Raw genomic sequence first — 24,191 nt, 5'->3', positions numbered from 1 at the left:
CCAGCACAACGCAAACAAATATAATAACTAGAATTGAATTTAATTTCTGGTCATCCGGCAAAAATCACCAGCCGCAAACCGCACAAAACAGCCAACTTCAAGACTGAAGAAGCCTTTCTCTCCACAAATCACCACATATAATAACATTATCGGATATTAATAATGCGCGAGGCGATGCATAGTTGGCTCAGCGGTGGGGGCCGCCATATGGAGAAACTAGATTCTCGAGAGCCGTTGGGAGACGGGCAGGCCGCCACCAAAAAAGAACGCTCCAGTTCATATGGGGGAAAAAATGGAATTTCTGGATTGGGTAGCGCTGGTCGCCTTCTTCGCGATCATGGTGGGCATCGGCCTTAATGCCTTTAAGCGTGTTAAAGGCTCTGGAGACTTTTATGTTGCAGGGGGTGGCTTGCCTTGGTGGCTTGCAGGTGTTTCTCACCACGTTTCTGGTTACTCGGGCGTTGTGTTCACCGGTTATGCAGCTATCGCTTATTCCACTGGCTTTAACATCTACGTCTGGTGGGCGCTTAACATCACAATCGCCTGTCTTATCGGCGCTTGGCTAATTGTCCCGCGGTGGGCACGACTGCGCACAGCTTGGAACGTTCAGTCTCCGACTGAATATCTGGTAAAACGATACGACTTCAAAACGCAGCAGGTTATTGCGTGGCTGGGTGTTATTCTGAAGCTGCTTGATACTGCAGGTAAGTATGCAGCTATCGGCGTTTTGCTCTACGGCTTCACCGGCATGCCGATTTACTACGGCATCATGCTGTCTGGCGCTGTAGCAATGGTGTACGTGACCGTTGGCGGCCTCTGGGCTGATACCATGAACGACTTCTTCCAGTTCATCGTTCAGGTTATCGCTGGTCTGGCAATGTTCTTCGTCGTGCTTGCACACCTTGGCGACATGGGCACCAACTACGTTGATATGTGGGACAAGCTGCCTGTCGGCAACGCAGATCTGTTCAACGACAAATACACCGTTGGCTTCTTCCTCAGCTTCATGCTTGTAGTGCTGCTTAGCTACTGCGGCGGCACATGGAACCTGGCAACCCGCTTTATCGCCTCTCCAGATGGTAAGCAGGCCCGCAAAGCGATGGTTCTTTCCTCGCTGCTCTACCTCATCTGGCCTTTGATCATCTTCGCGCCGATGTGGGCAGCTCCACTGCTGATGCCGGATATTCCTGCAGCTGAACAGACGCAGCTTTACTCCGCTATGACTGTTAAGTATCTGCCTGCTGGCCTCGTCGGTATCGTTCTGGCTTCCATGTTCGCTGCAACACTTTCCATGGTTGCATCTGACGCCAACGCTATCAGCTCTGTGCTTTCCCGCGATATCCTTCCGCACTTCAACAAGAAGTTCCGCGGCGAGGACGGTAATACTCCACTTTACATGGCCCGTATCGTGACCTTCTCGTTCACGCTTACCACCATGGTGATCGCGCTCAACAAAGACTTCTTTGGCGGCATCATCGGCCTGATCCTCGTGTGGTTCGGCGGCTTGATTGGCCCTGCATCTATTCCGATGGTGTTTGGCCTCCTGCCTTGCTTCAAACACTGCGGCCCTTGGTCGGCTCTAGGCTCTATGGCTGCTGGCCTTTCAATGTTCCTGTTCACGAAGCTCTTCATAACTGACCCATCTATGGCGCTTGCTGTTGGCGGTCCTGTGGTCGTGTCTTTCTTGTTCTTCATCGGTGCGGAGATGGTGAACAGAAAGAACCCTTGCTCTGCGGAAATCGAAGACCTGATGGAAAAGCTTTCCAAAGACTAAACCGAGCAATGGACCACGCGGTATGTCTGCGTGGTCCTTTTCTTTCAATGAGGAGGCACAGATGCTTGCGACCCATGAAACCCTAAAAGCTGAATATGACCGTTGGCAGCATGAGCTTGAAAGCAATATCTTGCCATTTTGGACGCGTGCCCTTGACCAAGAGAATGGCGGCGTTTTCACCTGTTTTACCAACGATGGAACCACGCTTTTAGCGACCGACAAGTACACATGGTCTCAAGGTCGCTTTCTATGGAACTGGTCACGCAATGCAGAGCTTGCCCGCAAAGGGCTGATAAGCAGCGACGCTGAAGACTTCCTCATTCATGCCCGCAAAACCGCTCAGTTTTTAGAAGCCAACGTCTTTCTGGAAAATGGCAATTGCGCTTTCGTACTCTCCAAGGAAGGAGAAAAGAAAGAGCCGGTTGCAGGCCAAGGCTACGACACTTCCTTTTATGCCGACTGCTTCGTCGTAATCGGTTTTAGCGAATATGCCCGTGTAAGCGGTGAAGCACATTACTTCGACCTAGCCTACAAGCTCTACCAGCGCATTCTAAACCGTCTGGCAGAGGGAAGCGTTAGAAGCGATCCATACCCTGCCCCTCAAGGCTTTGTGCCTTATGCCTATGACATGATTGTTCTGGGCGTTGCAACAGGGCTTACAAGAGCAGGACGGGAACTAAACGCCGCTGCAACAGATATTCTGGCAGCGGACACAGCAGCAAAACTTGAAAGCATCCTCACCAGTTTTCACGATCAGGCAGATATGCGCCCATTGGAGATGAAAGCGACCGGAGATGCCGATGGAACCACGTTGCTTGAGCGTCACATAACACCCGGCCACACTCTGGAGTGCATGTGGTTCTGTCAGCATGCAGCAGAAGAACTTGGTACTGTCTCTAAATGGCAAGATGCGATCAATAGAGCATCCCGTTTTGCCTATGATCGTGGCTGGGATAAAACCCACGGCGGGCTTTTCCGCTACACCGATTTTACCGCAGAACACGACGAGCCGCAGGGCACAATTCGCGGAGATGATCCTTACGAGCAACTCATCCGCGATACATGGTCAGCGAAAATTTGGTGGGTGCACTCCGAGGCGCTCTACACCACTTTGCTCCTTGCTCTGAGGACAGACGACACGGCCTTCTTTGAAGACTACAAAGCCGTGCGCGACTACACCATGAAGGTGTTCCCCAACCCTAATAAGGACATCGGCGAATGGGTTCAGATCCAAACCCGTGAAGGGCAGCCAATGAACAAGGTTGTCGCGCTGCCGGTGAAAGACCCGTTCCATATCATGCGCAATCTACAGCTCATGCTTGAATTGCTGGATAGCGCTGTGAAAGCCAGCGAGGCTGGTAGCAATGCTTGAAGTTGGGTGTGCAAGGCGGGAGATAATTCCCGCCAAGCCGCTGGTTCTAGGTGGCTTTGACTTTAGAAAAGAGCCCTTTGAAGCGATAGGGCAACCGATCTACGCACGCGCAATACTGCTTGCAGGCAAGCATGCAATTATCTCGCTCGATCTGTTGTTTGTCGGCGACAACCTTTTTCACACGTTGAAAGCCACCCTATCAAAAACTGTGGGCTTAGAGCATATCAGCCTACAAGTATGCGCGACCCATTCTCACTCAAGTTTCCAAACGGCGGACTATCAGTCTCCACGCTTGGGTAGCTTTGATAACGATTACAACACCTTTGTTGTTTCCCAGTGCATCGACGCACTGCTGGAAGCGAAGGCAAATAGCCAGCGCACATCCCTATCCATTGCCAGTTCGACTTGCTCGATCGCAATCAACCGGCGAAAGGTATTGGATGATGGCTCCATTAAGATGGCTCCAAATCCAGAAGGAGACGTTGACCAAACGGCGACGTTACTTCGCTTTGATGATGAAAGCGGCAAGACTGTTGCGATCATCGCCCATAACCATTGCCACCCGACAACAACAGGTGACAACACCCTCTCTGGCGAATATCCGGGCGTCGTCTGCGCTGAGTTAGAAGGCAGATTTACCGGTAGTACTGCACTATTTCTGCAAGGCTTCTGCGGTGACATACGCCCTGCACTTGTCAAAGGCGATGAGTTCTATCGTGGTACCTATAAGGATGTTGTTAGAAACGGAAAGGCGCTCGCCACAGCCTACGGGGACGCCATAGAACAAGCTTCGCCCTGCCAGACCACCGGCCATCTTATCTATCAAGAGGTAGTTGTCGATCTACCAGTCGAAGCGCCCATGTCATCGGATCAGTTGAAAGCATGGTCAGATGGGTTTGACGCGGGATCCATTCAGCGAGAATGGTCCCAGCACTGGCTCGCTCAGCCGGAAGGCTCCATACCCTCTACCGTCAGCCTTAATGCCTCAGCACTTAATATCGAAGGAGCCGCGATCCTGCTTGGCCTAAGCGGCGAGATCGTCAACCATTTCAACCAGTATGCCAAAGAGCTGTCATCAACCCCTATACTATGTACGGGCTATTGCAATGGCATGGCTGGATACGTGCCGACAGCACAACAAATCGCCGAAGGCGGATACGAGCCAGAACTCTCCGCCTATTACTTCTACCTGCCGAACACCTTTAGCCCCGAGGCTGAACCACTATTGAAAGCCACGATACGCCGACTTCTTACTGCAACAACATCCGCCAGTATTTCTGAACAATAAACCGGACGAACCCGATGTCTCTTTCTCGACAATACCTCGATAAAATCACCAGTCACCTTGAAGCCATTCATGACGATGTGAATGAAAATATCCTCAAGGCTGCCAACCTGCTGGCAGACCAGATTGCTGAAGATAAGCTCATTCACGTTGCAGCTAGCGGCGGTCACTCCAACCTTGCTACGCAGGAAATTTTCTTCCGTGCGGGCGGCCTGATGCACATCAACCCAATCATGGATGAAGGCACTTTACTCACTAACGGTGCCCTTCGCTCTATGGCGATTGAACGCCTTCCCGACTACGGCAAAATCGTCTCCGCAAACAATCCGATGAACGCCGGCGATGTAATGGTGCTCATCAACGCCTATGGCATCAACGCGGCAGTTCTGGACCTTGCTATTGAGGCGAAGAAAAAGGGCGTCACTGTTATTGCGGTGACGTCAATACAGCACGCGGAAGAAACTCCTAAGGACCACCCTGCCCGTCATCCAACAAAGCAGAACCTAGCGGACGTTGCCGATATTACTCTAGACTGCAAAGTGCAGGTTGGCGACGCTGTAATGGAAGTAGAAGGTATCACGCAAAAAGTTGCTGCGATGTCCACTTTCGCCAACTCCTTCATCCTGAACTGCCTTGTTATGGAAACCGTCAATATTCTTGGAACGCGTGGCATTGAGCCACCAATTTGGAAAAGCGGCAACGCGACCGGCGGCGACGCATGGAATAACCAATTCATCGACCGCTTCCGTGGCCGCATTCGGCTTCTGTAAAAACAGGTCACTATTTACCGGAAGGGCTCCCAAACATGGGGGCCTTTTCTATTTCGACCTCTTGAAATAGTAGATCGCACTCCTATTAATATCCTGTGGTGTTAGTTATTTTGAAATTATGACCTAATAGGTACAACGCCGACTTGCCTACAAAGTGCCTTCGGCGCACTCAGGGCGCAAACAAAAGGGGCCTTCAAGAGAGGTCATTTGCAAAGGTTATTCAAATGGTTCAGGCAGTTGCAGCCAAGTCTTCGGTATCTACCAAAAAAGATATCTTTGATACTATCGTGTCTGGACGCGCCACATCCCGCAAGGACCTTGCAAAAGCACTTAGCCTTAGGCCAAACACCGTTTCTGATCTGGTCAACGAAATGGTGGAAGCCGATCTTGTTTGGGAACAGACAATGTCGAGCACCGGTAGAGGCCGCCCGATGGTCGCGCTTGTTCCCAATCATAACCGCCTCGTCGCTATTCTCTTTCAAATGGACAGCCGCTGCCTTATCGCCAGTGTTGTAAACCTACAAGGCACCGTCGTTTACGCCTGCGAGCAGGTGGTGGATGAAGCCGCCGACAACGCAGCGATGGCGAAGACCATTCAGCATCTCTACAATGAGGCAAAGCAGCACTTACCGCCACGCGCTGAACTGGCAGGACTGATTTTCTCTCTTGCAGGCATCATGGAAGCTGAAAACCTAACTTGGGTGTTTTGCTCCCGCTGGCCGAATATGCGCAATCTGAATATCGCAGAGGCCATCCAAGAAGATCTGGAGATGGTCCTCGTTCGCAACATGGACCAAGAGCTGAAGGCTCGCCTGCGCCAAAGTCAAAGCTCATCAGGTGGTACATTATTGCTCCACTGGGGTTATGGCATCGGCACGGCCTATGCCCACCAAGGTGCGCCAGTGAACGAACACGAAGGCCGTTTTGGCGAAATTGGGCACTGGCAGCTGAAACGGGCCGAAGGTTTGGAGTGCGTTTGCGGTGCAAAAGGCTGTCTTGAAACGGTCGCAGCACTATGGGCGCTTATGCCATCCCTTCAAAAGAAATTCCCGCAGATCAGCAATAACGAGAAGAAGCTGGCTGACGAACTCCGTACGCTTGATCTGCTTTCTATGCCGGAAATGTCAGATGCGCTTGAAGCTGTCATCATGGTAACGGCAAACTTGTGCCGAGCGGTGTTTCCAAAGCGCGTTTACGTTTCAAGCCCGCTTATTGAGAACCCGTTTTTCTGGGCCAAGTTCAATGAGCTCTTCCGCAGTACAACCATAATTCCCGGCATCGAAACGCCTGAACTCATCAGCGCGACACGCAGCTACGATCTGGAACGCCTCGGCGCAATTGAAACCATCTTGCCAAAACGTCTAATGGCCTTGATGGGCGGTTAAATCGAGTAGCCATCTAACAGCCTCCAGCTTTGCCGATTTGGCTAAGCTGGAGGCCGCGCAATCGCTATTTAATATCTTGAATTGAGACGACTAACCGCTCCCAAGCGTGCTGGTTATGCATGTCAAACTGAGCGTTGTTATCATCTGCCCACTTGAACCGCGTTAGCGCTGGGGTTTGACTTGTTGCCTGATAGAGCCAGTATGCCTCTTCTTTCAACGCTTCCTTGATTGGCAGATCGATCGAAGCATAAACGGTTTGCTTGCAGGCATTAATGGACTCGCTAGGCCACAGAGCAATGCGATTGGCGAGCGCTTCTACAAACGGCCCGATCTTATCAGGATCCATTGCCCTGTTTATGGTGCCATAGGCCTCTGCTTGGTCCGCATCAAAGTCCTGCGCGCCCAAAATGATCTCCAGCGCCCTGCCCAAACCAATTTGACGAGCCATTCGAGAAGCTCCACCGCCGCATGGCAAAATGCCCATACCGACTTCCATCTGCATGAACTTGGCTTTCCCGCGCGCCGCAAAGCGCATATCGCACGCCAAGGCAAACTCGTGACCACCGCCACGCGCATAGCCTTCAATTTTGGCAATGGTGGCCTGCGGTAACTTGCTGATGCGCTCTAACACGACCTGAAGATCCAGAAGTTTTACCTCTTCTCTCGAAACAGCTTTTGCGGACATATCCTTCAAAAACTCTGTATCGGCATGAGCTACGAAAATTTCAGGATTTGCAGATTGGAAAACAACAACCTTCACGGCCGGATCCACTTCCAGCTTTTGTGCAAGCATATCCAAGTCCGCCAACATCGGGAGACCTTGTATGTTTACCGGCGGATAATCAAAAGTAACCCACGCAACTCCGGCTTTGATCTCAACGGTAAACGTTGTGAAGTGGTCGTATTTCATCGCGGTCTCCTTAAGAACCGTTGCCCCACCTCTTGGGCTGCCCGAAATACAAGAGCGCACCCTAGCACGATGAAATGATTTGGGTAGGCACCTCAAGGGAATTTGATCGCCCATCATTAATCGGGCGAATGACGCTTATTCAGAGGTATTTCCGCCGAATATCGCGGAATGATTGTTGCCTTACAGATGGTACCCTAGGTATTTTCACAAGGCGTTGAATCCATTTTGTCCAGCGGAGCGGAAATGAAAAAAGTACTGGTGCTGTTTGCTCATCCTAGAATTGACCGCTCGGAGACCAACAGCGTTCTGGCAAAAGCTGCAGCTTCCGTCCAAGGTGTCAAAGTTATTGATCTCTATAGGGAATACCCCACCTTCGAGATTGATGTAGCGGTGGAACAACAACGCCTTTTGGATCACGATATCGTCGTCTTCCAGCATCCCCTTTATTGGTATTCAACGCCCGCGATCTTGAAGGAGTGGCAGGATCTGGTTCTCGAATACAAGTTCGCCTACGGCGCTGAAGGCGACAAACTAAAGGGCAAGGTTCTATTTAACGCTGTAACCTGCGGTGCCCGGCGCGAAACCTATTCGCCAACAGGAGCCTATACGCGGGAACTCATTGAGCTACTTGCGCCTTTTCAGGAAACAGCTCGCCTCTGTCAGATGGAGTATTTACCGCCATTTGCGCTGTTTGGTTCCGGCCATGCCATTGATGAAGGAGAGCTGGAGCCGCACGTTAAAAATTACATCACGCTTCTCTCTGCGCTCGTAGAAGATCAGTTCGATTATGCCAAAGCTCGGGACGCGCTAACGCTCTCTGAAGATCTTCAAAGCCTGCTCCTTTCAGGTACAACCCCAAGCTCCCAAGCGAAAGGATAAACAATGGATCTCTTTCAAAGCGCCTTTGTCTATCTTCTGGCTGCTGTCGTTGCAGTACCAATTGCCAAACGCTTGGGCCTAGGTTCAGTACTTGGCTATCTCATTGCAGGGATCGTAATTGGCCCAATGCTGGGCTTTGTGGGATCGGAAGCAGAAGAGGTCAAACACTTCGCTGAGTTCGGCGTCGTGATGATGCTGTTTCTCGTAGGTCTAGAGCTGCAGCCTGCCATTTTGTGGCGCATGCGCAATAAGCTTATCGGACTGGGCGGGCTTCAAGTTTTAATAACGACGGGAGCCTTTACCGCTGTTGCTTTGATGTTTGGCCAAGTGTGGCAGAGCGCTTTGGCGATTGGCATGACACTGGCTCTTTCCTCGACTGCGATCGTGCTCCAGACCTTGAATGAAAAAGGGCTTATGGCATCTCCAGGCGGGCAGTCGTCCTTCTCGGTGCTTCTGTTTCAGGATATTGCCGTCATCCCGATGCTTGCGGTTATGCCGCTCCTTGCTGTCGTTGGGTTTCATCATGGCGATGCTTCTGGTGGACACGGTAGCGGTGGAGCACTGTCCAACCTTCCCGGCTGGCTGCAAACCCTTGCTATTTTGGGCGTTATCTCAGCCATTATCATTGGTGGACGCTATCTGATCCGCCCTGTCTTCCGGTTTATTGCCGCCGCGCGGCTGCGTGAGGTCTTTACAGCTGCTGCGCTTCTGCTCGTGGTGGGAATTGCGCTTTTGATGGATACGGTTGGGCTGTCGCCAGCGCTTGGAACTTTTGTTGCCGGTGTCGTTCTTTCTGACAGCGAATACCGCCATGAGCTTGAAAGCGATATCGATCCATTCAAAGGTCTCTTGCTCGGCTTATTCTTCATTTCCGTTGGAGCCGGAATTGATTTTGGGCTGATCTTCGGCTCGCCCGCCACCATCTTCGGGCTGGCGCTGGCTGTTATGGCTATAAAGTTCGCGATCCTGTTTTTTCTATCGAAGGTCTTCCGAATTCCAAAAGGTGAGAACTGGCTTTTTGCATTGGGCCTCGCCCAAGCAGGTGAATTCGCATTCGTTCTTTTCGGCTTTGCCCAAAGCGCTGGCGCAGTTCCAACCGATACAATTCGCGTTCTGACTTTGGTCGTCGCGATTACCATGCTGCTTACACCACTGCTGTTCATCTTCTACGACAAGGTCATAGCGCCAAGGGCAGCTGTTTTATCACCGCGGGACGCGGATGACATCGACGAAAAGGGCACCGTCGTGGTGGCTGGTGTTGGCCGTTTTGGTCAGGTAACCACACGCCTATTGCTCTCCAATGGGTATAAAGTTGTTATTCTGGATTACGACCCTGAAATGACAGAGGCACTGCGGAGAATTGGCCTAAAAACCTACTACGGGGACGCTTCTCGCCCTGATCTGCTGCACGCTGCCGGTCTTGACGACGCAAAAATGTTTGTGGCAGCGATGGATGACAAAGAGCAGCAGGTTATTGTGGTGGACCATGTTGCGCGGACCTATCCGCACTGCAAAATCATCGCCCGTGCCTATGATCGTCACCACGCCTATGAGCTTTATGAGGCTGGCGCGCATGTTGTTGAGCGAGAGACCTTTGAGGCCGCGCTCAATCTTGGCAAACAGGCTCTCATTGAACTGGGCGAGCATCCTTTCCAAGCTGAGCTGAAGGCAAAAGCGTTCAGACGTCACGACAAAGAAACCATGCGCCAACTCCATGAAAACTGGAAGGATGGCGGCGTCGATCAGTCGTACATTGAGAATTTGAAAGCTCGGGGCGATCAGCTTTACTCCGTCATGAGGCTGGATAGTGAAAGCCGCGAAGAGGACTTGGCCCGCGCATGGGTGCCCGCACCCAAGAGCGATGCTCTTGCTGACTTACTTATCGAAAAGGGCAAGGTAAAAGATAAAGGGGAAACCTAGTTTCCCCTTTGATGCCGGAACAAACAGTGTGCCGCTAATGTTTCCTGAGGCAGTAGCCTCAGCCTTTTTGTGGTCCCTGCCAGATTTCTGGTTCCACATAGACATAGCCATCAGCAAGCTTTCGTGCAGTTCTTACAATACCTGCGCTTCTTAGCTTGAATGCTTCGCCCTGCTCATAGTCGAGAATAACGTCCATAGTGCCCGATGGATGCTCTAGCACGATGGTCGCCGGTACCTCGTTTGGTGCAGCCACCAGCCCTTGCGCCACAGTACCGGGTGTTACAACACAGCACGCCATGCACTGGCCGCCGGTTACTGCCATGGATGGATGCGTTTTCTTCGGCATGAAGTAGCGCGCGGCAACAGAGTTTTCTTTGGTACCCTTGGCGAGCAGGCCAAACTTGGGAACCACTGACTGGGAAACATCGCCCATGCCCATCATCTCACCGGCCTTGCAGCGAATACGCTCCATCTTGGTGAAGAACTCCCGGTTGTTATCCAGCTCTTCGGCGCTTTCCAAACCTGTCAAACCAAAGCTTTCTGGCGATGCGATGACGACGGGCATGGCAACATCCATGCAGGTTACCGGAATATCCTCAATCACATCGATTAGGTTTCCCGTTGGCAAAAACGATCCTGTCACAGAGCCAGCAACATCTTGGAAGAGCAGATTAACGGCAGCTGCAGAACCTGGCACACCGGCTATCTCGGTCTCCCCGCCGTATTGCAAGGCCCCTTTCGGCGTGTTCACCAGAGCAACAACACGAGCACCCGTATTTACAGCCCTAATCTTCACTTCGGTTATGCCATCGACTGGTTCAATGAGGCCCATCTCAACAGCGGCGGGCCCAACACCTGCAAGAATATTGCCGCAGGTTGGTTTGTAATCCACGTTGTCGCCTTCGACCTCTAATTGGGCGAAGAAGTAGTCGATATCGGCCCACTCATCATCAGAGCGTGAAAGCATGGCAACCTTGGTTGTCACAGCAGCGCCGCCGCCCATTCCATCAATATTAAGCGGATGACCGGAGCCCACAGTTGCGACCAAAACCTTTGAAAGCGTATCCCTGTCTTCAGGCAAATCTGCGCGGTTAAAGTAAGGGCCACGCGACGTGCCGCCCCTCATAAACACATAGGGAATCTGGGTCTGGGTCATTTTAGCCCTCGTTCTATTACCGCAATTAAATTCTGTGTAAATGCTTGGGTTCCGAGCTGCCCGCCGAGGTCACGCGTTCGCGTTGCGGGGTGTTTAAGAACCTCTTTAACGCCGTCAGCTATGGCGTCCGCTGCCCGATCTTCTTTCAAATGGCGAAGAAGCATCTCGGCAGATAAAATGAGCGAAACAGGGTTCGCCGTGTCTAGTCCGGCAATATCAGGGGCTGAACCATGCTGGGCCTGAGCAACAGCAAACCGGTCGCCAACATTGAGCGATCCTGCAAGGCCCAAGCCGCCTGCCAATTCGGAAGCAAGGTCCGAAAGGATGTCGCCAAACATATTCGTTGTGATGAGAATATCAAATCTGGCAGGGTTGCGAACCAGATGGGCTGCCGCGGCGTCTACAATTAGCTCTTCCAGCTCTATCTGCGGATAATCAGCAGCAACTTCGCGAACGCACTCCAAAAACAGCCCGTCAGAAAGCCGCATGACGTTGGCCTTGTGAATGACAGTGACGTTCTTTTTGCCTAGTTTCTGGGCAAGTTCAAAACCGCTACGAGCAATGCGTAGCGAGCCTTTTCGGGTAATTTTGCGAAGCGCGAGAGCTACACCGGGTTCAGGTAGAAACTCCCCGCCCCCTTGGAACATGTTCCGGTCCGCGTAAAATCCTTCAAGGTTCTCACGCACCACGACAAGATCAAACGGACACTGTGCGGGAGCCTCCAGCCCGTCCCACGTAAAAGCAGGCCGAATATTGGCGTAGAGCTCTAGTTCTTTACGCAAGGTGCCAGACGGATTAAGCCCGCCTTGTTCTGCTGGTGGATAGTCATTGTGTGATACGGGGCCAAGAACGACACCATCTGCCCGTTTAGCAGCAATGACGGCATCTTGAGGAATGGTCGATCCGCATTTTGCCAGCGCAGAGAAACCGATATCCATCGCCTCAAAGGTGGGCCGCCGCTCCATCACAGGAGCGACTGCACTGATTACATCTATCGTGGAGCGGGTGATTTCAGGCCCGATGCCATCCCCTTCAAGAACAAGAAGCTTTAAGTCCTGCATTGCTTATGCTCCCCCGATTGGCCAAGGAAGCTGAACCATTCCCTGCAGCAGGCCCGGAGGGAAGTCGCGGTTAAGAACGCCTGCCATGAAGCACATGAAGGCAATACCCGTTGCAGTTAGAAGGAACGTTTTGAGCCACCCCGCGCCTGCACGAACCCGCAGGAAGACAACGAGGAAGCCAAGCAGTGCAAGGATGTATCCAACAAAATATGTTGCCGCGATCAACCCTGCGAGCCAGCCCAAAGTGCTCCATAGGCCGTGCGGAGCATCTGCATCTTCTCCATAGACTTCTTTGTCAGCAAAGAGCGCATCGGTTTCTTTGCGGAACATCATCTGTACGAGCAGCACCAAACAGCACGCTAGAGAAACTCCGCCTACGACCAGAGGCACGATCTTGTCAGTCATGTTGTAGTCGGGAATAGCGTTTGCATTGAGCAGTGCAAACACAAGGTAGCCTGCAATAATCATCAGGAATACAAGCGGAGCACGCTTTGAACCGGAGCGGACATCCCCCTCGGCCATGATGGTTTTTGCTTGGCGAATACCGAAGAAAACCGAAAGCACAGTGAGGATAATCAGCACGATCACAATCGGGCTGAAGATGTAGTCGATACCCTGCTCAAACCCTTTGCGGAAACGGAAGCTAGCGATCTGGAATGCCTGATTGGCAAACTTCTCGACCGGATTAGAAAGCACAAAGCCGATAAGGAAAGCCGGACGGGACCATTCGAAGCGGCGAAGGAAGATACCGATGACACCAATAGCAAACAGAGCCAGCAGATCTTCAAAGCTCTGACCTGATTGGAAGGCCGCAAAGCAGATCAGCATAAACAAGAATGGCGCAAGATAGGTGAAGCGGATCGTTGTCAGCTTGGCAATGCCGCCCGATGCCATAATACAAATGATGGTGCCAAACACATTCGCTAGCGCCAGTAGCCAGACGATTGAGTAGGTCATATCAAGGTTATGATCGAGCATTGCTGGCCCAACTTCGATATCACCAGAGCCAAGCAATGCAACTGCCCCGATGAAGATAGCCATGGAGCCAGAGCCCGGAATACCGAACAGCAGCGTCGGCACCAGACCACCGCCTTCTTTCGCGTTGTTGGAGCTTTCAGGCCCGATAACGCCTCTTACCTCACCCTTACCGAAGTTGGACTTGTCCTTCGTCGTCTGAACCGTATGGCCATAGGCGATCCAGTCCACAACGGATCCGCCCAGACCCGGCACGACACCAACGACAACACCAATGAGAGAACAGCGGAACGACAGCCAGATATTGCGAAACCAGTCACGCAGGCCATCAAACCAGCCACCGCCGAGGCTCGCGCCCTTGGCAATCGCCCTGTCCTGCCGAAGCAAGGAAACGATTTCGGGAACAGCAAAGATACCCAAACCAACAATAACCAGCTTAAGGCCATCAATAAGGTAAGGCACATCGTAGGAGGACATGCGCAAGCTACCGCCCGCATCACCCTCACCGATTGTTCCGACCATCAAGCCCAGTCCGGCTGCAGCAACGCCTTTTAGGGGAATGCGACCAGCGAGCGTTGCCACCATGGAAAGCCCGAGAATTGTTATCATCAGCATTTCCGGCAGACCGAAAGACAACACAATCGGGCGGGCAATCAGAATAAAGAAAGTAAGAAAGCAAGCGCCAACAAGACCGCCGAAAAGGGAAGCTGCGAAAGCGGCCGACAACGCGCGCGCGGCCTCACCCTTTTTTGCAAGCGGAAAACCGTCCAGCACCGTTGCTTGTGAGGCCGAACTTCCCGGAATACCCATGAGCACCGAGGCAAAGGTATCGGAAGTCGGAACAACAGCCACCATGCCGATCATCAGAGCAAGCCCCAAGACCGGCTCCATGCCAAACATGAACGGCAGAACGAGAGAAAGGCCCGCGATGCCTCCTAGGCCGGGAAACACTCCAACGGCCAGACCCATTACAACACCAAGCAACAAATAACCAAGCACAATGGGCTGTAGAATCATATTCCATGCGTCGTTAAGCGCAGGAAGAGCGGTTGCGAGAATCTCCATGTGAGCCCGCTTTCATAAAAAGTAGTAATTTGGGAAAGGTGCCCCGCTTTGAAAGCGGGGCTATTTACAACGGTGTTATTTCAGATCAACGCCGTAAGACTTTTTCAGCCAGCCTTTTACGTAGGCTTTGGCTTCGTCTGGAACGCTAACTGCGGTGTTGAGTGCAGCCTGAGCGTCTTCGCCAATAAACAGCGGGTACTTGCCGATGCGCTTTGCGGAGATTTCTGCAAAGTCTGGACGGTCAGCAACTTTCTGGAAGGCGGCGGTGTAGGTATCGATCACTTCCTGCGGTGTACCTGCTGGAAGGAATGCGATCTTCTGGGAAGGGAAGCCAGCAATGAAGAATGCTTTCCATGCATCCCATACTTCGCCAGAGGTTTCGCAGCCCTCTGTCTTCTCACAAACTTCCTTGAAGCTTGGCATGTCCGGGAAGGTTGGATCGCGGACGATGTTGCCGTCACCATCCAATGCGCCCCAAGTCATCATTGGAGTAGCTTTGCCGGAATCAACAAGCTCCTTAGAGCCCTTCAAGAAGCTTGAGGATGTTTGGTAATCGATGGTTGCTTCACCGCGCTCAAACATCAGGCGGCCATCACCACGGCCTTTGATGCCGAATACCGGCTCAACCTTCATGCCCAACATTTCCCATGCAAGCAAAGGAACAAGATCGAGACGAGTTGCACCCTGACTACCGTAGATAAAGTCCGTGTCTGTCAGCTTGTTTGCAGAACCATCAAAGTCTGCACCATCCTCAGGGTTGAGGTAGGCAACGCCACCGGTGCCGGAAGCCATGACTGGGTTCCAGTCCTTATATTCATAGCGTACGCGCGGATCATCGAGCAGATATGGGAACTGCGTGGAACCAGAGGTACCAAACAGCAAAGTGCCGTCGACATATTTCTGATGCTGGAACCAGTTAGCGCCCTTTGTGGAACCTGCACCCGGCATAAACTTTACGACAACTGTCGGATTACCCGGAAGAGCTTCAGAAAGCAGCGGAGCAAAGAAGTTGGCCCATTTCGCAGATCCTCCCGTCTCTGAAAATGGAATTACCCAACTGATGGTTTTGCCGGAAAAATCAACTTCAGCGCTTGCAGGCGTAGCTACACCAACGCAGAGTAGCCCAGCTAAAGCATAGCGCTTAAAAGTAGAATCGGTCATATCTACCTCCCTCATGACCAATCAAACACATCAAGGCCCGTACCTCTATTGTGCTTGAGAATTATGTGGCGGAACTGATTCTCAGCCCACAGTCATCAGAATTGTTCGCCAACCTTGCAGAAAGCTTGCGGGAATATACGTATGCGCATCACGATCATTGAAGACAACCGAGCACTGGCCAGTGCAATAGCCTATCGGCTGAGGGACAGAGGCCACTCGGCAGATATCATTCATGATGGTGGCCAAGCCGCAGAATTCTTGAAACAAGAAGGCGCCGACCTTGTCATTCTGGACATCAATTTACCGGGTAAAAACGGGCTGGACGTACTCAAAGAGCTAAGAGGTGAAGGTGTCAGTACCCCTGTCATCCTGCTGACCGCAAGAAGCGAGACACAAGACTTGGTGACAGGGCTGGACAGCGGAGCGGACGACTATTTGACCAAGCCCTTCGAGATGGATGAACTGGAAGCGAGAGTGCGGGCCCTATCACGTCGGCGGAACCTCAACTTCGGTTCACTGGAGACCCTCGGCCCGCTTCAATTCGATAAGACCCAAAGACAAGTGCTGCATGAGGGAGAGAATATCGAAATTCCACGACGGGAGCTGGCGACCTTTGAGTGTCTGTTAGAGCGAAGAGGCCGACTTGTTTCCAAAGCCCAGCTCACAGACTACGTTTACGGCGTTGGCGCTGATGTAGAGGAAACCGTCATTGAACCTCACATTTCAAGGCTACGAAAGCGTCTTTGCAACTACGGCGTTCAAATCAAAACGGCTCGCGGGCTTGGCTACATGCTGGCACTGGAAGAGGAATGAAGTACGCCCCCTCCCTGCGCAGCCGCCTTCTCTATCTGATCCTGCTACCTATTGCTGCCCTCGCCATCCTTCTGGGGTTTTGGCAGTACAGGACAGCCCAAAACACCGCTGAAGAACTGTTTGACCGCAGCCTTCTTTCTGCGGCTTTAGCCATTTCGCGCGACATCGCAATTTCAGAAGGTGACCTCGTTCTTCCTTCAACGAGAGCGCTCATCACCGATGCTGCTGGTGGAGTGCTTTTCTATCACGTCACGGGTCCGGGCGGCATCTACATAACAGGCTATGCCTACCCGCCAGCAGAACGGAACAAGGCAAACATCGAGAAACACAAACCTCGGTTTTACGAAGCAACTTACCGCGGCGAGCGGGTTCGTGTTCTCAAGATCACCGAGCGGGCGACCATCGAAAACCTATCGGGAGATACAACCGTCACGGTTTGGCAGTCTCTTCGTGGTAGGCAGCAATTCGCTCAAATTCTTGCCATTCGTACCATGCTACTTTTCGCCATTTTGATATCAACGCTGGCCTTGCTCGTTTGGTATGGCGTCAAGATCGGCCTGCGCCCACTCACAGACTTGCAGGCGGCCATCGCGTCGCGCTCCTCCGACGACCTTAGCATCATCAAACGGCCAGTCCCTGTTGAGACGGCTGGTATCGTGAGTACCCTCAATCGCCTGTTCAAGGAAGTCGAACATAACCTCAACGCTCATCAGGAGTTCATATCAGACGCAGCCCATCAGCTTCGCAACCCCGTAGCTGCTGTTCAATCCATGGCAGAGGCTGTCAGGGATGCGCCTACTGAAGAAGAGCGCAAGAAGCGGCTTAACGAACTTGTGTCATCCGCCCGAAGCTGGGGCCGACTAACAGATCAACTGCTTTCGCTTGATAGGCTACGCTATGCGGACCGCTCAAAGGCGCTGGAAGATGTTGACCTGAATGAACTCAGTGAACAGATTTGCCGCGACCTAGGTGCTTCAATCCTAGAGCAAGGAATTGATTTTGAATTCCAGCGCGCGGATAGCCCGCTCATTGTCCATGGTGATGTTCTCTTCATCAATGAAGCAATCAAAAACCTTATAGATAACGCGCTGAAGCATGGCGGAGACAAGCTTTCGCGTATCACTGTTGAATGTAGTCAGAAAGAAGGACTGGCTGTTCTCACAGTCAACGACAATGGAGTGGGATTGTCTGCCAAAGACGAGGCGATTGCGTTTAACAGATTTTCGCAGGTAACGCCGTCTGATGGAAGCGGGTTAGGCCTAGCCATTGTTTCATCAGTGGCCGAAAGGCATAGCGGAAGCGTAAGGATTAATTGCGTTGCTGAGGGGGCAAGCTTGAGCTTCCTAATCCCTTTAAAGGAAGAAGGCATTCCCGCCGGTTAGGAAACGGGAATGCCAGAGACGCAGACTATTTCGGCAAAATAACCTGATCGATTACGTGGATCACGCCGTTGTCAGCACCTACGTCTGCTGCAACGATGTTTGCGCCGTTGACCTTTGGACCGCCGTCGAGATCGATAGTCACATCACCGCCCTGCACGGTTTTGGCGGTCATGCCGTCTTTGAGATCGGTGGACATCACTTTACCCGGTACAACATGGTAGGTCAGGATTGCGACAAGCTTGTCTTTGTTTTCTGGCTTCAGGAGTGTTTCAACTGTGCCGTCTGGCAGCGCGGCGAACGCTTCATCTGTCGGAGCGAAAACGGTGAACGGACCATCGTTACTGAGAGTTTCGGCAAGGCCTGCTGCCTGAGCTGCTGCAAGGAGGGTATTAAACTGACCGGCGCCTTTGGCGGTCTCAACAATATTTGCAGCAAACGCTGCGGATGAAATGGCAGTTGCGACGAGAGCTGCTGCAGTGATCTTGAGAAGTGTCATATTAAAAGCCTCCATGAAGCGTAGGGTTAACAACGCTGGCTGCTACGCCCTGAAATGGAAGCGGGATCGAAAAAACTGCAAAAATTCCGTTCACAAAAAAGTGGCGGATTTCAGCGGAAAACTTATAAACCAAATGAAAAATGAGCCGTATTACGCTGGCGGTCCGAACCTAGATCAGATTGGGGTTTAAACCTGCTCCGGCTCCTTCGCTAACTGGGACATCATTTCGCGGTGGCAGTCTACCATCACCGCGACACCTTCCTCGATTGCATCTTTCTGAATAACGGAATAGCCCATTCTGAAGTAAGGGCACGGTTTGGGCGAGTTTTCGAAGAACGGCGTACCCGCCTCTATCAGCACGCCTCTCTTTGCGAGAGCAGCTGAAAACTCCTCGCAATCGATACGCTCGTCTGCCTTCACCCAAAGGCTCGTGCCGCCGTACTGCGAGGGGCTAATAATCTCAAAATCACTCTGGCTCAAAGCAGCATAAAGCCGCTCACGACGCTCGCGCATTGCATCACCCATCTTCACGATCAATGCATCGTAGTAGCCTTGCGCCAGAAAGTAGGCGGTTGTGCGCTGCATATGCCCGGGAGGATGTCGCAACATCATAGCTCTCAGCGCCCGCGCCTGCCGGATAAATGGTTCAGGAGCAACCATGTAGCCGAGCCTCAAGCCCGGAAATATCGACTTTGAGAAACTGCCGACGTAAATGACCCGCTCCGCTGTATCAATGGATTTCAAAGCCGGACTTGGAGAGGTAGGCAAACCAATCTCGAACTCGTAATCATCCTCGACTATCAGAAAGTCTTTGTCGTTCGCAGCTTTCAAAAGCTCCCTGCGCCGCTGCATGGGCATAGTCACACCTGTTGGAACATGGTGGGACGGCGTAACAAAAACGTATCCTGTATTGTTCGGAAGGCTGTCTGGATTAATGCCCTCATTATCGACGGTTACCGCTAGAGAGCGCGCTTCGGAAAAACGAAGCATTTCAGGAATATCGGGATAGCCGGGGTCTTCGTAAACAGCCAAGCGACCATCATGTTTGAGGAGGTCAATAATCATCCAGAGAGCGTTCTGCGCTCCCATGGTAATCAGCACCTCATCTGGCGTTGCCTGAATGCCTCTGCGCGGCAAGGTGCGCGTACAAATGTGGTCGATCAGCATCGGGTCATCTTCGCTTGCCCAGTCACCGGCAAGCAGGTCAAACTCCTTCAAACCAAGCGCCCTTCGCGCGCAATCCCTCCACGCCGCATGGTTGAACAATGACCAGTCCATCTGCCCGTAGAGAAAGGGAAAAGGAAACTGCTCCCAGTCGCGGCGCTTGACGATCGCCCTTTGCCGCTGGCGATCAGGACGCAGACGCGTTGACCAGTCCAGCGCCTTGCTTCCAATCGGAGCTGTTGGATAAAACGACTGCCGTTTCGGCGCGTCATGAGAGATTGCGTAACCTGAGCGAGGCAGTGCCACCAGATAGTTTTGCGCAACCAACTCATTGTAGGCCAGCGTAACTGTAAGCCGTGAGATCCCCAAAAAGCTGGCCAACGAGCGGCTGGAAGGCATACGTGTTCCAGCAGGAATTTGCTGCTGCAGCACAAGGGTTACGACACAGGTAATTAACTGCGCCTGTAACGAGACCGGTGCTTTCTTATCAATGAAAAACAAATCCGGCGGCAACCGCGTAACTTTATCGAACAACACAATCTCTCGGGAAATACATCTGGACTTAAATCAGATTTAAACTGGATATATGGATAGGCAATTCTACGTTAGTATCCTAGATGAGTCAGGGAATAAAAAAACTTAGATCTCTCTGACAAATTTATATTTTGGAGGGGAACTATGTCATTTTCAATTAAGGGATTGAAATACGCAGTATTTGCCGCCGCACTTGCGGTTGCTACTGTACCTACCTCAGCGAAAAATTTTAAAATTGCTGTTGGCGATGGCGCAGGCGGTACTCAGGAAGCCCTGGGCAAAGCATTTATCTCTGCTCTTGAAGAAAAAACTGGCGGAGAGCACACCGGCACGCTTTTCTTGAACGGTCAGCTTGGCTCTGAGCAGGACACAATCAGCAGCGCCGCTATGGGTGCGCTAGACTTTTCTATTCTTGCCATCAACAACATCACACCATTTTCGCCTACCGTTGGCACCTTGACCCTACCCTACGTTATTTTGAGCCTTGATGACGCGCAGACTGTAACTACAGGCCCAATTGGCCAGCAGCTGGTTGAGAACACTATTCGCGATGCTGGCGTTCGCATTGTTGGCTGGGCCTACTCCGGCTTCCGCGTGCTTTCCAATTCCGCAAAGCCAGTTGAAACCGTTGCCGATCTTGATGGCCTTGTGATCCGCGTTCCTAAAAACGCAATCATGATCGAGACCTATAAGTCTTGGGGCATTGATCCAACGCCAATGGCTTGGTCTGAAACATTTGCCGGTCTTCAGCAGAAGGTCGTTGATGGTCAGGACAACCCGTACATCACCATCAGTGCCATGAAGTTCTACGAAGTGCAGAAGTTCATCACCAACCTGCGCTACATCTTCTCTATTGAGCCACTCGTTGTTTCCGAAGCTGTGTTCCAGGATCTGTCTGAAGCAGAGCAGAAAGCTGTTCTTGAAGCTGGTGCAGAGGCAACCGCTTTCTCCGCTAGCTTCCTTGAGAACACAGAAGCGCGCATCCGCGACGAGCTGGTTGAGCGCGGTATGGAAATTGTTGACCCAGCAAACGGTGAAGCAGAATTCATCGAGCGTGCAACAACAACTGTATGGCCAAAGTTCTACGACAGCATCGGCGGCGTGGAAAAGCTTAACGAGGTTCTGACTGCTCTTGGAAGAGAGACAGTTCAGTAACACTCCCTGCCCGGCCTTCCCTCGGAGATGGAGAGACTCTGAGGGAAGGCACCCTTGCTTTTCCCCAAATGTGCAGCCGGAACAATGCGTCATCTACTAGGATTTTTGGACAACATCGAAAGCTACATCTGTAGGCTTTTGCTGATTTGCTTCGTAAGCTTGCTGTTTGCGCAAATCGTCTCAAGAGAGATTTTTGGCACCTCACAGACGTGGATCGAGGAACTCTCGGTCTTCATGTTCGTTTGGTTTGTCTTCTTTGGCGCAAGCTATGCAGCGCGCATTGCGGCCCACAACAGAGTCACATTCCACTTCCGCTGGCTGCCTAGAAAAGTCGGTATCTGGCTTGAAGCGTTTTCCGATCTCATCTGGGTCAGCTTCAACATCTACTTCGTGTACCTAGCCTATGATTTCATCTTCTATCGCATGAACAAATTCTGGAAAGCCCAGACACTCGGCGTAGAGTTGAAATACGTCTATCTCATTCTTCCAATCGCTTTTGCTTTAATGACGATCCGCATTCTTCAGGTGAATTACCTCAAGCTCGTCAAAGGCGTAGATATCAAAAATCCGGATAAGGTCGAGCTTCCTAAAGACGAAAGCTCCCACGGTGATTTTGAAGATGCTTCCCAGCCACAAATCAAGGGGAGCCACGCCTGATGGATAGTCCTATCGTTCTCGTTCTATTTGGCTCGTTCCTTGGCCTGCTCACCATTGGCGCGCCTATCACAATGGCGCTGGGTGTGGCTTCTCTTGCCACAGTCTTCTACCTTGATGAAAACCCGCTTAAATTCGTTCCGATGGCTTTCAGCTCGGTGGGTTCCTTCCCGCTGATGGCGCTGCCCGCGTTCATTCTGGCAGGCGCTCTAATGGAAGCTGCTGGCCTATCCCGCCGTTTGATTGCAGTAGCCGAAAGTCTTGCCGGACCTTTCACTGGAGGTATAGCCGCCTCCACCATCATTGCTTGCCTATTCTTCGGTGCTATTTCTGGTTCGGGCCCAGCAACAACTGCTGCAGTTGGTATGCTGATGATCCCCGCGATGATCAAACGCAATTATTCGCCGGGTTACGCATCCTCGTTAACAGCAGCCGCAGGTGGCTTGGGCATCGTTATCCCGCCATCCATACCAATGGTGATTTTCGGCATCTCAGCTCTGGGCATGATCCCGCCGCCAGAAGCCGTCGAGAAATTCGGAACGTTCCAGTCTGTTTCCATTTCCAAGCTGTTTATCGCTGGCTTTGTACCCGCCTTCATCATGGCGTCATGCCTTCTCGTGATGAACTATCTGCTGTGCCGCAAACACGGCTATAAGGGCACCACCGAGAAGATGGATTTCGGCAACGTTGCCGCGACAGTTAAGAACGGGTTTTGGGCACTCATGGCGCCTATCGTCATTCTTGGCGGCATCTACTCCGGTTACTTCACCCCAACAGAAGCTGCCATTGTTGCCATTTTCTACACACTCTTTGTTGGCGCATTCATCTACCGCGAACTGGACCGGAAGGCTGTAAGCGCTGCTTTGGAGACAACCACGTGGCTTTCAGGCCGTGTGCTTCTCATCCTTTTCACCGCGACCCTTTTCGGCCGCATCTTGGTTGAGAACCAAATCCCTGCTGTTATTGCAGATGGCATGCTCTCACTTACAGAAAGCCCTTACCTAATCTGGATCATGATCATCGGCTTCCTGCTCTTCGTGGGCATGTTCATGGAAACATTGGCAGCTATCTTGATCCTCGTGCCAGTTATGCTTCCCGTCGCCTACAGCGTTGGCATTGATCCTATCCACTTCGGTGTTGTGATGATCTGCTCGCTCTCCATCGGCTTCCAGACGCCGCCTCTTGGAGAAAACCTTTTCATTGCATCAGGTATCTCCAACGTATCCATTGAAGAGATTTCTCTCAGGGCCATTCCGTTTGCAGTGGTGAATATCATTGCCGTTGTGATTATCGCTTTCGTGCCTGAGATCTCTTTGTGGCTTCCGCGAATGCTTGGCTACTAGGGGGCAACCATGCTGAAGAACTTTGACCGTATTTTATACGCTACCGATCTCTCCAAGCAGGCTTCCTTCGCTTTTTCCTACGCAGTGAGCCTTGCCGAAAAATTTGATGCAAAGCTGGATATCATCCACGTTGTTGAGCCTCTCTCAGATGATCAGCGGGTGACGCTAACGCTCTTCATTCAAGAGGAGGAAAGCCGCGAGCGCGTACTGCAAGGGCGCGGTGAAGCGGCACAGCATTTACTCAGCCAGCGCATTGCTGAATTTTGGGAAGCGATGCCCGACGACCTGCAATCGCTGCAAGAGAAGATGCCTAGCAGCCGGATAATCGAAGGCTTTCCCGCAGAAGTTATTCTTCAAGAATCCCAGCGCCTTAATAGCGACCTTATCGTTATTGGCGCCCACACCCACGGCTTCAGCCATACGTTTTTAGGAAGCATCGCCAAGCGCGTCCTACGACGATCAACCATACCCACGTTTGTCGTGCCGTTTAAGGACGACATCTAGATATTTGGAGACATTGCTATGACTAAAGAACTCACTTCAGCCGATTTGAGTGCAACTTTTGACGCCTTCAATCGCCACGATGTGGACGGTGTGATGGAAGTTTTTGCTGATGATGCGGTGTTTTATGCAGTTGGTGGAAACGAAGTTTACGGCACCAAAATTGAAGGCAAAGAAGCCATCGCCGCTGCCTTTAGTGCTGTCTGGGCAGGTATGAAAGATGCCCGCTGGGATCACCACAGCCACTTTGTATCCGGCGACCGCGCGGTGTCCGAATGGACCTTCTCTGGCACCGATGGCGACGGAAACCGTGTTGAAGCCGAAGGCGCTGATCTCTTCACTCTGCGTGACGGCAAAATCATCGTCAAACAAGCATTCCGTAAAAACCGCCCTGTTTTGCAAGGCTAAAGCAGAGCCGCTCGGGTCTCTATAACTG

21 protein-coding genes are annotated in these 24,191 nt (G+C 52.0%); 14 read left to right on the top strand and 7 right to left on the bottom strand.

Annotated elements, in window-relative coordinates:
• The first annotated feature begins 292 nt into the window (after positions 1-292).
• From E1162_RS12765 to E1162_RS12745, 5 genes are all read left to right on the top strand, one after another.
• The gene (locus E1162_RS12765; protein WP_155131517.1) at positions 293-1,774 is read left to right on the top strand and encodes a sodium:solute symporter family protein; all 1,482 of its coding nucleotides are present in this window, start codon (positions 293-295) and stop codon (positions 1,772-1,774) included.
• A 61-nt stretch (positions 1,775-1,835) separates the two neighbouring features.
• Positions 1,836-3,146, top strand: coding sequence for an AGE family epimerase/isomerase (locus E1162_RS12760; protein ID WP_257098948.1), 1,311 nt, complete (start codon positions 1,836-1,838; stop codon positions 3,144-3,146).
• A complete protein-coding gene (locus E1162_RS12755) occupies positions 3,139-4,434 on the top strand; it encodes a hypothetical protein (protein ID WP_155131510.1) in 1,296 nt (431 codons plus the stop codon). The genes E1162_RS12760 and E1162_RS12755 overlap by 8 nt, the downstream gene beginning before the upstream one ends.
• Before the next feature lie 14 nt (positions 4,435-4,448).
• The gene (locus tag E1162_RS12750) at positions 4,449-5,201 is read left to right on the top strand and encodes a sugar isomerase domain-containing protein (RefSeq protein WP_155131507.1); all 753 of its coding nucleotides are present in this window, start codon (positions 4,449-4,451) and stop codon (positions 5,199-5,201) included.
• A gap of 224 nt (positions 5,202-5,425) precedes the next feature.
• Entirely contained in the window at positions 5,426-6,586 is a 1,161-nt protein-coding gene (locus E1162_RS12745; RefSeq protein WP_155131503.1) for an ROK family transcriptional regulator, read from the top strand.
• A gap of 64 nt (positions 6,587-6,650) precedes the next feature.
• Here the strand turns inward: E1162_RS12745 and E1162_RS12740 are convergent, their stop codons facing one another.
• Positions 6,651-7,496 carry an enoyl-CoA hydratase/isomerase family protein gene (locus E1162_RS12740; RefSeq protein ID WP_155131500.1) on the bottom strand — a complete coding sequence of 282 codons (846 nt, stop codon included), beginning with the start codon at positions 7,494-7,496 and terminating at the stop codon, positions 6,651-6,653.
• A 243-nt stretch (positions 7,497-7,739) separates the two neighbouring features.
• Here E1162_RS12740 and E1162_RS12735 point away from each other — a divergent pair, with 243 nt between their 5' ends.
• Positions 7,740-8,375, top strand: coding sequence for an NAD(P)H-dependent oxidoreductase (locus E1162_RS12735; protein ID WP_155131497.1), 636 nt, complete (start codon positions 7,740-7,742; stop codon positions 8,373-8,375).
• 3 nt (positions 8,376-8,378) lie between these two features.
• A complete protein-coding gene (locus E1162_RS12730; RefSeq protein WP_155131494.1) occupies positions 8,379-10,295 on the top strand; it encodes a monovalent cation:proton antiporter-2 (CPA2) family protein in 1,917 nt (638 codons plus the stop codon).
• Positions 10,296-10,353: 58 nt separating this feature from the next.
• Here the strand turns inward: E1162_RS12730 and E1162_RS12725 are convergent, their stop codons facing one another.
• The 4 genes from E1162_RS12725 to E1162_RS12710 form a co-directional block, all read right to left on the bottom strand.
• Positions 10,354-11,451 (bottom strand): 4-oxalomesaconate tautomerase, encoded by a 1,098-nt coding sequence (locus tag E1162_RS12725; RefSeq protein ID WP_155131491.1) that lies wholly within the window; start codon positions 11,449-11,451, stop codon positions 10,354-10,356.
• Complete coding sequence (locus E1162_RS12720) at positions 11,448-12,512, bottom strand: isocitrate/isopropylmalate dehydrogenase family protein (protein ID WP_155131488.1); 1,065 nt, start codon at positions 12,510-12,512, stop codon at positions 11,448-11,450. Before E1162_RS12720 ends, E1162_RS12725 begins: the two co-directional genes overlap by 4 nt.
• A 3-nt stretch (positions 12,513-12,515) precedes the next feature.
• Positions 12,516-14,552 (bottom strand): tripartite tricarboxylate transporter permease, encoded by a 2,037-nt coding sequence (locus tag E1162_RS12715; protein WP_155131485.1) that lies wholly within the window; start codon positions 14,550-14,552, stop codon positions 12,516-12,518.
• 75 nt (positions 14,553-14,627) lie between these two features.
• The gene (locus E1162_RS12710) at positions 14,628-15,713 is read right to left on the bottom strand and encodes a type 2 periplasmic-binding domain-containing protein (RefSeq protein WP_155131483.1); all 1,086 of its coding nucleotides are present in this window, start codon (positions 15,711-15,713) and stop codon (positions 14,628-14,630) included.
• Positions 15,714-15,854: 141 nt separating this feature from the next.
• On the opposite strand from E1162_RS12710, the gene E1162_RS12705 reads away from it, so the two are divergent.
• Together E1162_RS12705 and E1162_RS12700 are read left to right on the top strand one after the other, a co-directional pair.
• Positions 15,855-16,526 carry a response regulator transcription factor gene (locus E1162_RS12705; protein ID WP_155131480.1) on the top strand — a complete coding sequence of 224 codons (672 nt, stop codon included), beginning with the start codon at positions 15,855-15,857 and terminating at the stop codon, positions 16,524-16,526.
• Positions 16,523-17,908, top strand: a complete 1,386-nt coding sequence (locus E1162_RS12700) for a sensor histidine kinase (RefSeq protein WP_155131477.1) — start codon at positions 16,523-16,525, stop codon at positions 17,906-17,908. The genes E1162_RS12705 and E1162_RS12700 overlap by 4 nt, the downstream gene beginning before the upstream one ends.
• A gap of 25 nt (positions 17,909-17,933) precedes the next feature.
• On the opposite strand, the gene E1162_RS12695 is transcribed toward E1162_RS12700, so the two are convergent.
• Both E1162_RS12695 and pdxR read right to left on the bottom strand, forming a co-directional pair.
• The gene (locus E1162_RS12695; RefSeq protein WP_155131474.1) at positions 17,934-18,404 is read right to left on the bottom strand and encodes a fasciclin domain-containing protein; all 471 of its coding nucleotides are present in this window, start codon (positions 18,402-18,404) and stop codon (positions 17,934-17,936) included.
• 186 nt (positions 18,405-18,590) lie between these two features.
• Positions 18,591-20,102 carry a MocR-like pyridoxine biosynthesis transcription factor PdxR gene (gene pdxR / locus E1162_RS12690; RefSeq protein WP_155131471.1) on the bottom strand — a complete coding sequence of 504 codons (1,512 nt, stop codon included), beginning with the start codon at positions 20,100-20,102 and terminating at the stop codon, positions 18,591-18,593.
• 144 nt (positions 20,103-20,246) lie between these two features.
• Between pdxR and E1162_RS12685 the strand changes: the two genes are divergently transcribed.
• From E1162_RS12685 to E1162_RS12665, 5 genes are all read left to right on the top strand, one after another.
• Entirely contained in the window at positions 20,247-21,257 is a 1,011-nt protein-coding gene (locus tag E1162_RS12685) for a TRAP transporter substrate-binding protein (RefSeq protein ID WP_155131468.1), read from the top strand.
• 84 nt (positions 21,258-21,341) lie between these two features.
• A complete protein-coding gene (locus E1162_RS12680) occupies positions 21,342-21,914 on the top strand; it encodes a TRAP transporter small permease (RefSeq protein WP_155131465.1) in 573 nt (190 codons plus the stop codon).
• Positions 21,914-23,254: a TRAP transporter large permease gene (locus E1162_RS12675; protein WP_155131462.1), complete on the top strand. Its 1,341-nt coding sequence runs from the start codon at positions 21,914-21,916 to the stop codon at positions 23,252-23,254. Before E1162_RS12680 ends, E1162_RS12675 begins: the two co-directional genes overlap by 1 nt.
• A gap of 9 nt (positions 23,255-23,263) precedes the next feature.
• Entirely contained in the window at positions 23,264-23,758 is a 495-nt protein-coding gene (locus tag E1162_RS12670; protein WP_155131459.1) for a universal stress protein, read from the top strand.
• 18 nt (positions 23,759-23,776) lie between these two features.
• The gene (locus E1162_RS12665; RefSeq protein WP_155131456.1) at positions 23,777-24,163 is read left to right on the top strand and encodes a nuclear transport factor 2 family protein; all 387 of its coding nucleotides are present in this window, start codon (positions 23,777-23,779) and stop codon (positions 24,161-24,163) included.
• Positions 24,164-24,191: the final 28 nt, after the last annotated feature.

This window comes from Pseudovibrio flavus, from assembly GCF_009711345.1.
GTDB lineage: Bacteria > Pseudomonadota > Alphaproteobacteria > Rhizobiales > Stappiaceae > Pseudovibrio > Pseudovibrio flavus.
Note: the sequence above shows the minus strand (reverse complement) of the source record. Positions and strands in the feature narration are given on the sequence as shown.

Bases quoted from the DNA above. Each gene is read 5' to 3' on its own strand.
- E1162_RS12765 (WP_155131517.1), top strand. From the start codon at position 293: ATGGAATTTCTGGATTGGGTAGCGCTGGTCGCCTTCTTCGCGATCATG.
- E1162_RS12760 (WP_257098948.1), top strand. From the start codon at position 1,836: ATGCTTGCGACCCATGAAACCCTAAAAGCTGAATATGACCGTTGGCAG.
- E1162_RS12755 (WP_155131510.1), top strand. From the start codon at position 3,139: ATGCTTGAAGTTGGGTGTGCAAGGCGGGAGATAATTCCCGCCAAGCCG.
- E1162_RS12750 (WP_155131507.1), top strand. From the start codon at position 4,449: ATGTCTCTTTCTCGACAATACCTCGATAAAATCACCAGTCACCTTGAA.
- E1162_RS12745 (WP_155131503.1), top strand. From the start codon at position 5,426: ATGGTTCAGGCAGTTGCAGCCAAGTCTTCGGTATCTACCAAAAAAGAT.
- E1162_RS12740 (WP_155131500.1), bottom strand. From the start codon at position 7,496: ATGAAATACGACCACTTCACAACGTTTACCGTTGAGATCAAAGCCGGA.
- E1162_RS12735 (WP_155131497.1), top strand. From the start codon at position 7,740: ATGAAAAAAGTACTGGTGCTGTTTGCTCATCCTAGAATTGACCGCTCG.
- E1162_RS12730 (WP_155131494.1), top strand. From the start codon at position 8,379: ATGGATCTCTTTCAAAGCGCCTTTGTCTATCTTCTGGCTGCTGTCGTT.
- E1162_RS12725 (WP_155131491.1), bottom strand. From the start codon at position 11,451: ATGACCCAGACCCAGATTCCCTATGTGTTTATGAGGGGCGGCACGTCG.
- E1162_RS12720 (WP_155131488.1), bottom strand. From the start codon at position 12,512: ATGCAGGACTTAAAGCTTCTTGTTCTTGAAGGGGATGGCATCGGGCCT.
- E1162_RS12715 (WP_155131485.1), bottom strand. From the start codon at position 14,552: ATGGAGATTCTCGCAACCGCTCTTCCTGCGCTTAACGACGCATGGAAT.
- E1162_RS12710 (WP_155131483.1), bottom strand. From the start codon at position 15,713: ATGACCGATTCTACTTTTAAGCGCTATGCTTTAGCTGGGCTACTCTGC.
- E1162_RS12705 (WP_155131480.1), top strand. From the start codon at position 15,855: ATGCGCATCACGATCATTGAAGACAACCGAGCACTGGCCAGTGCAATA.
- E1162_RS12700 (WP_155131477.1), top strand. From the start codon at position 16,523: ATGAAGTACGCCCCCTCCCTGCGCAGCCGCCTTCTCTATCTGATCCTG.
- E1162_RS12695 (WP_155131474.1), bottom strand. From the start codon at position 18,404: ATGACACTTCTCAAGATCACTGCAGCAGCTCTCGTCGCAACTGCCATT.
- E1162_RS12685 (WP_155131468.1), top strand. From the start codon at position 20,247: ATGTCATTTTCAATTAAGGGATTGAAATACGCAGTATTTGCCGCCGCA.
- E1162_RS12680 (WP_155131465.1), top strand. From the start codon at position 21,342: ATGCGTCATCTACTAGGATTTTTGGACAACATCGAAAGCTACATCTGT.
- E1162_RS12675 (WP_155131462.1), top strand. From the start codon at position 21,914: ATGGATAGTCCTATCGTTCTCGTTCTATTTGGCTCGTTCCTTGGCCTG.
- E1162_RS12670 (WP_155131459.1), top strand. From the start codon at position 23,264: ATGCTGAAGAACTTTGACCGTATTTTATACGCTACCGATCTCTCCAAG.
- E1162_RS12665 (WP_155131456.1), top strand. From the start codon at position 23,777: ATGACTAAAGAACTCACTTCAGCCGATTTGAGTGCAACTTTTGACGCC.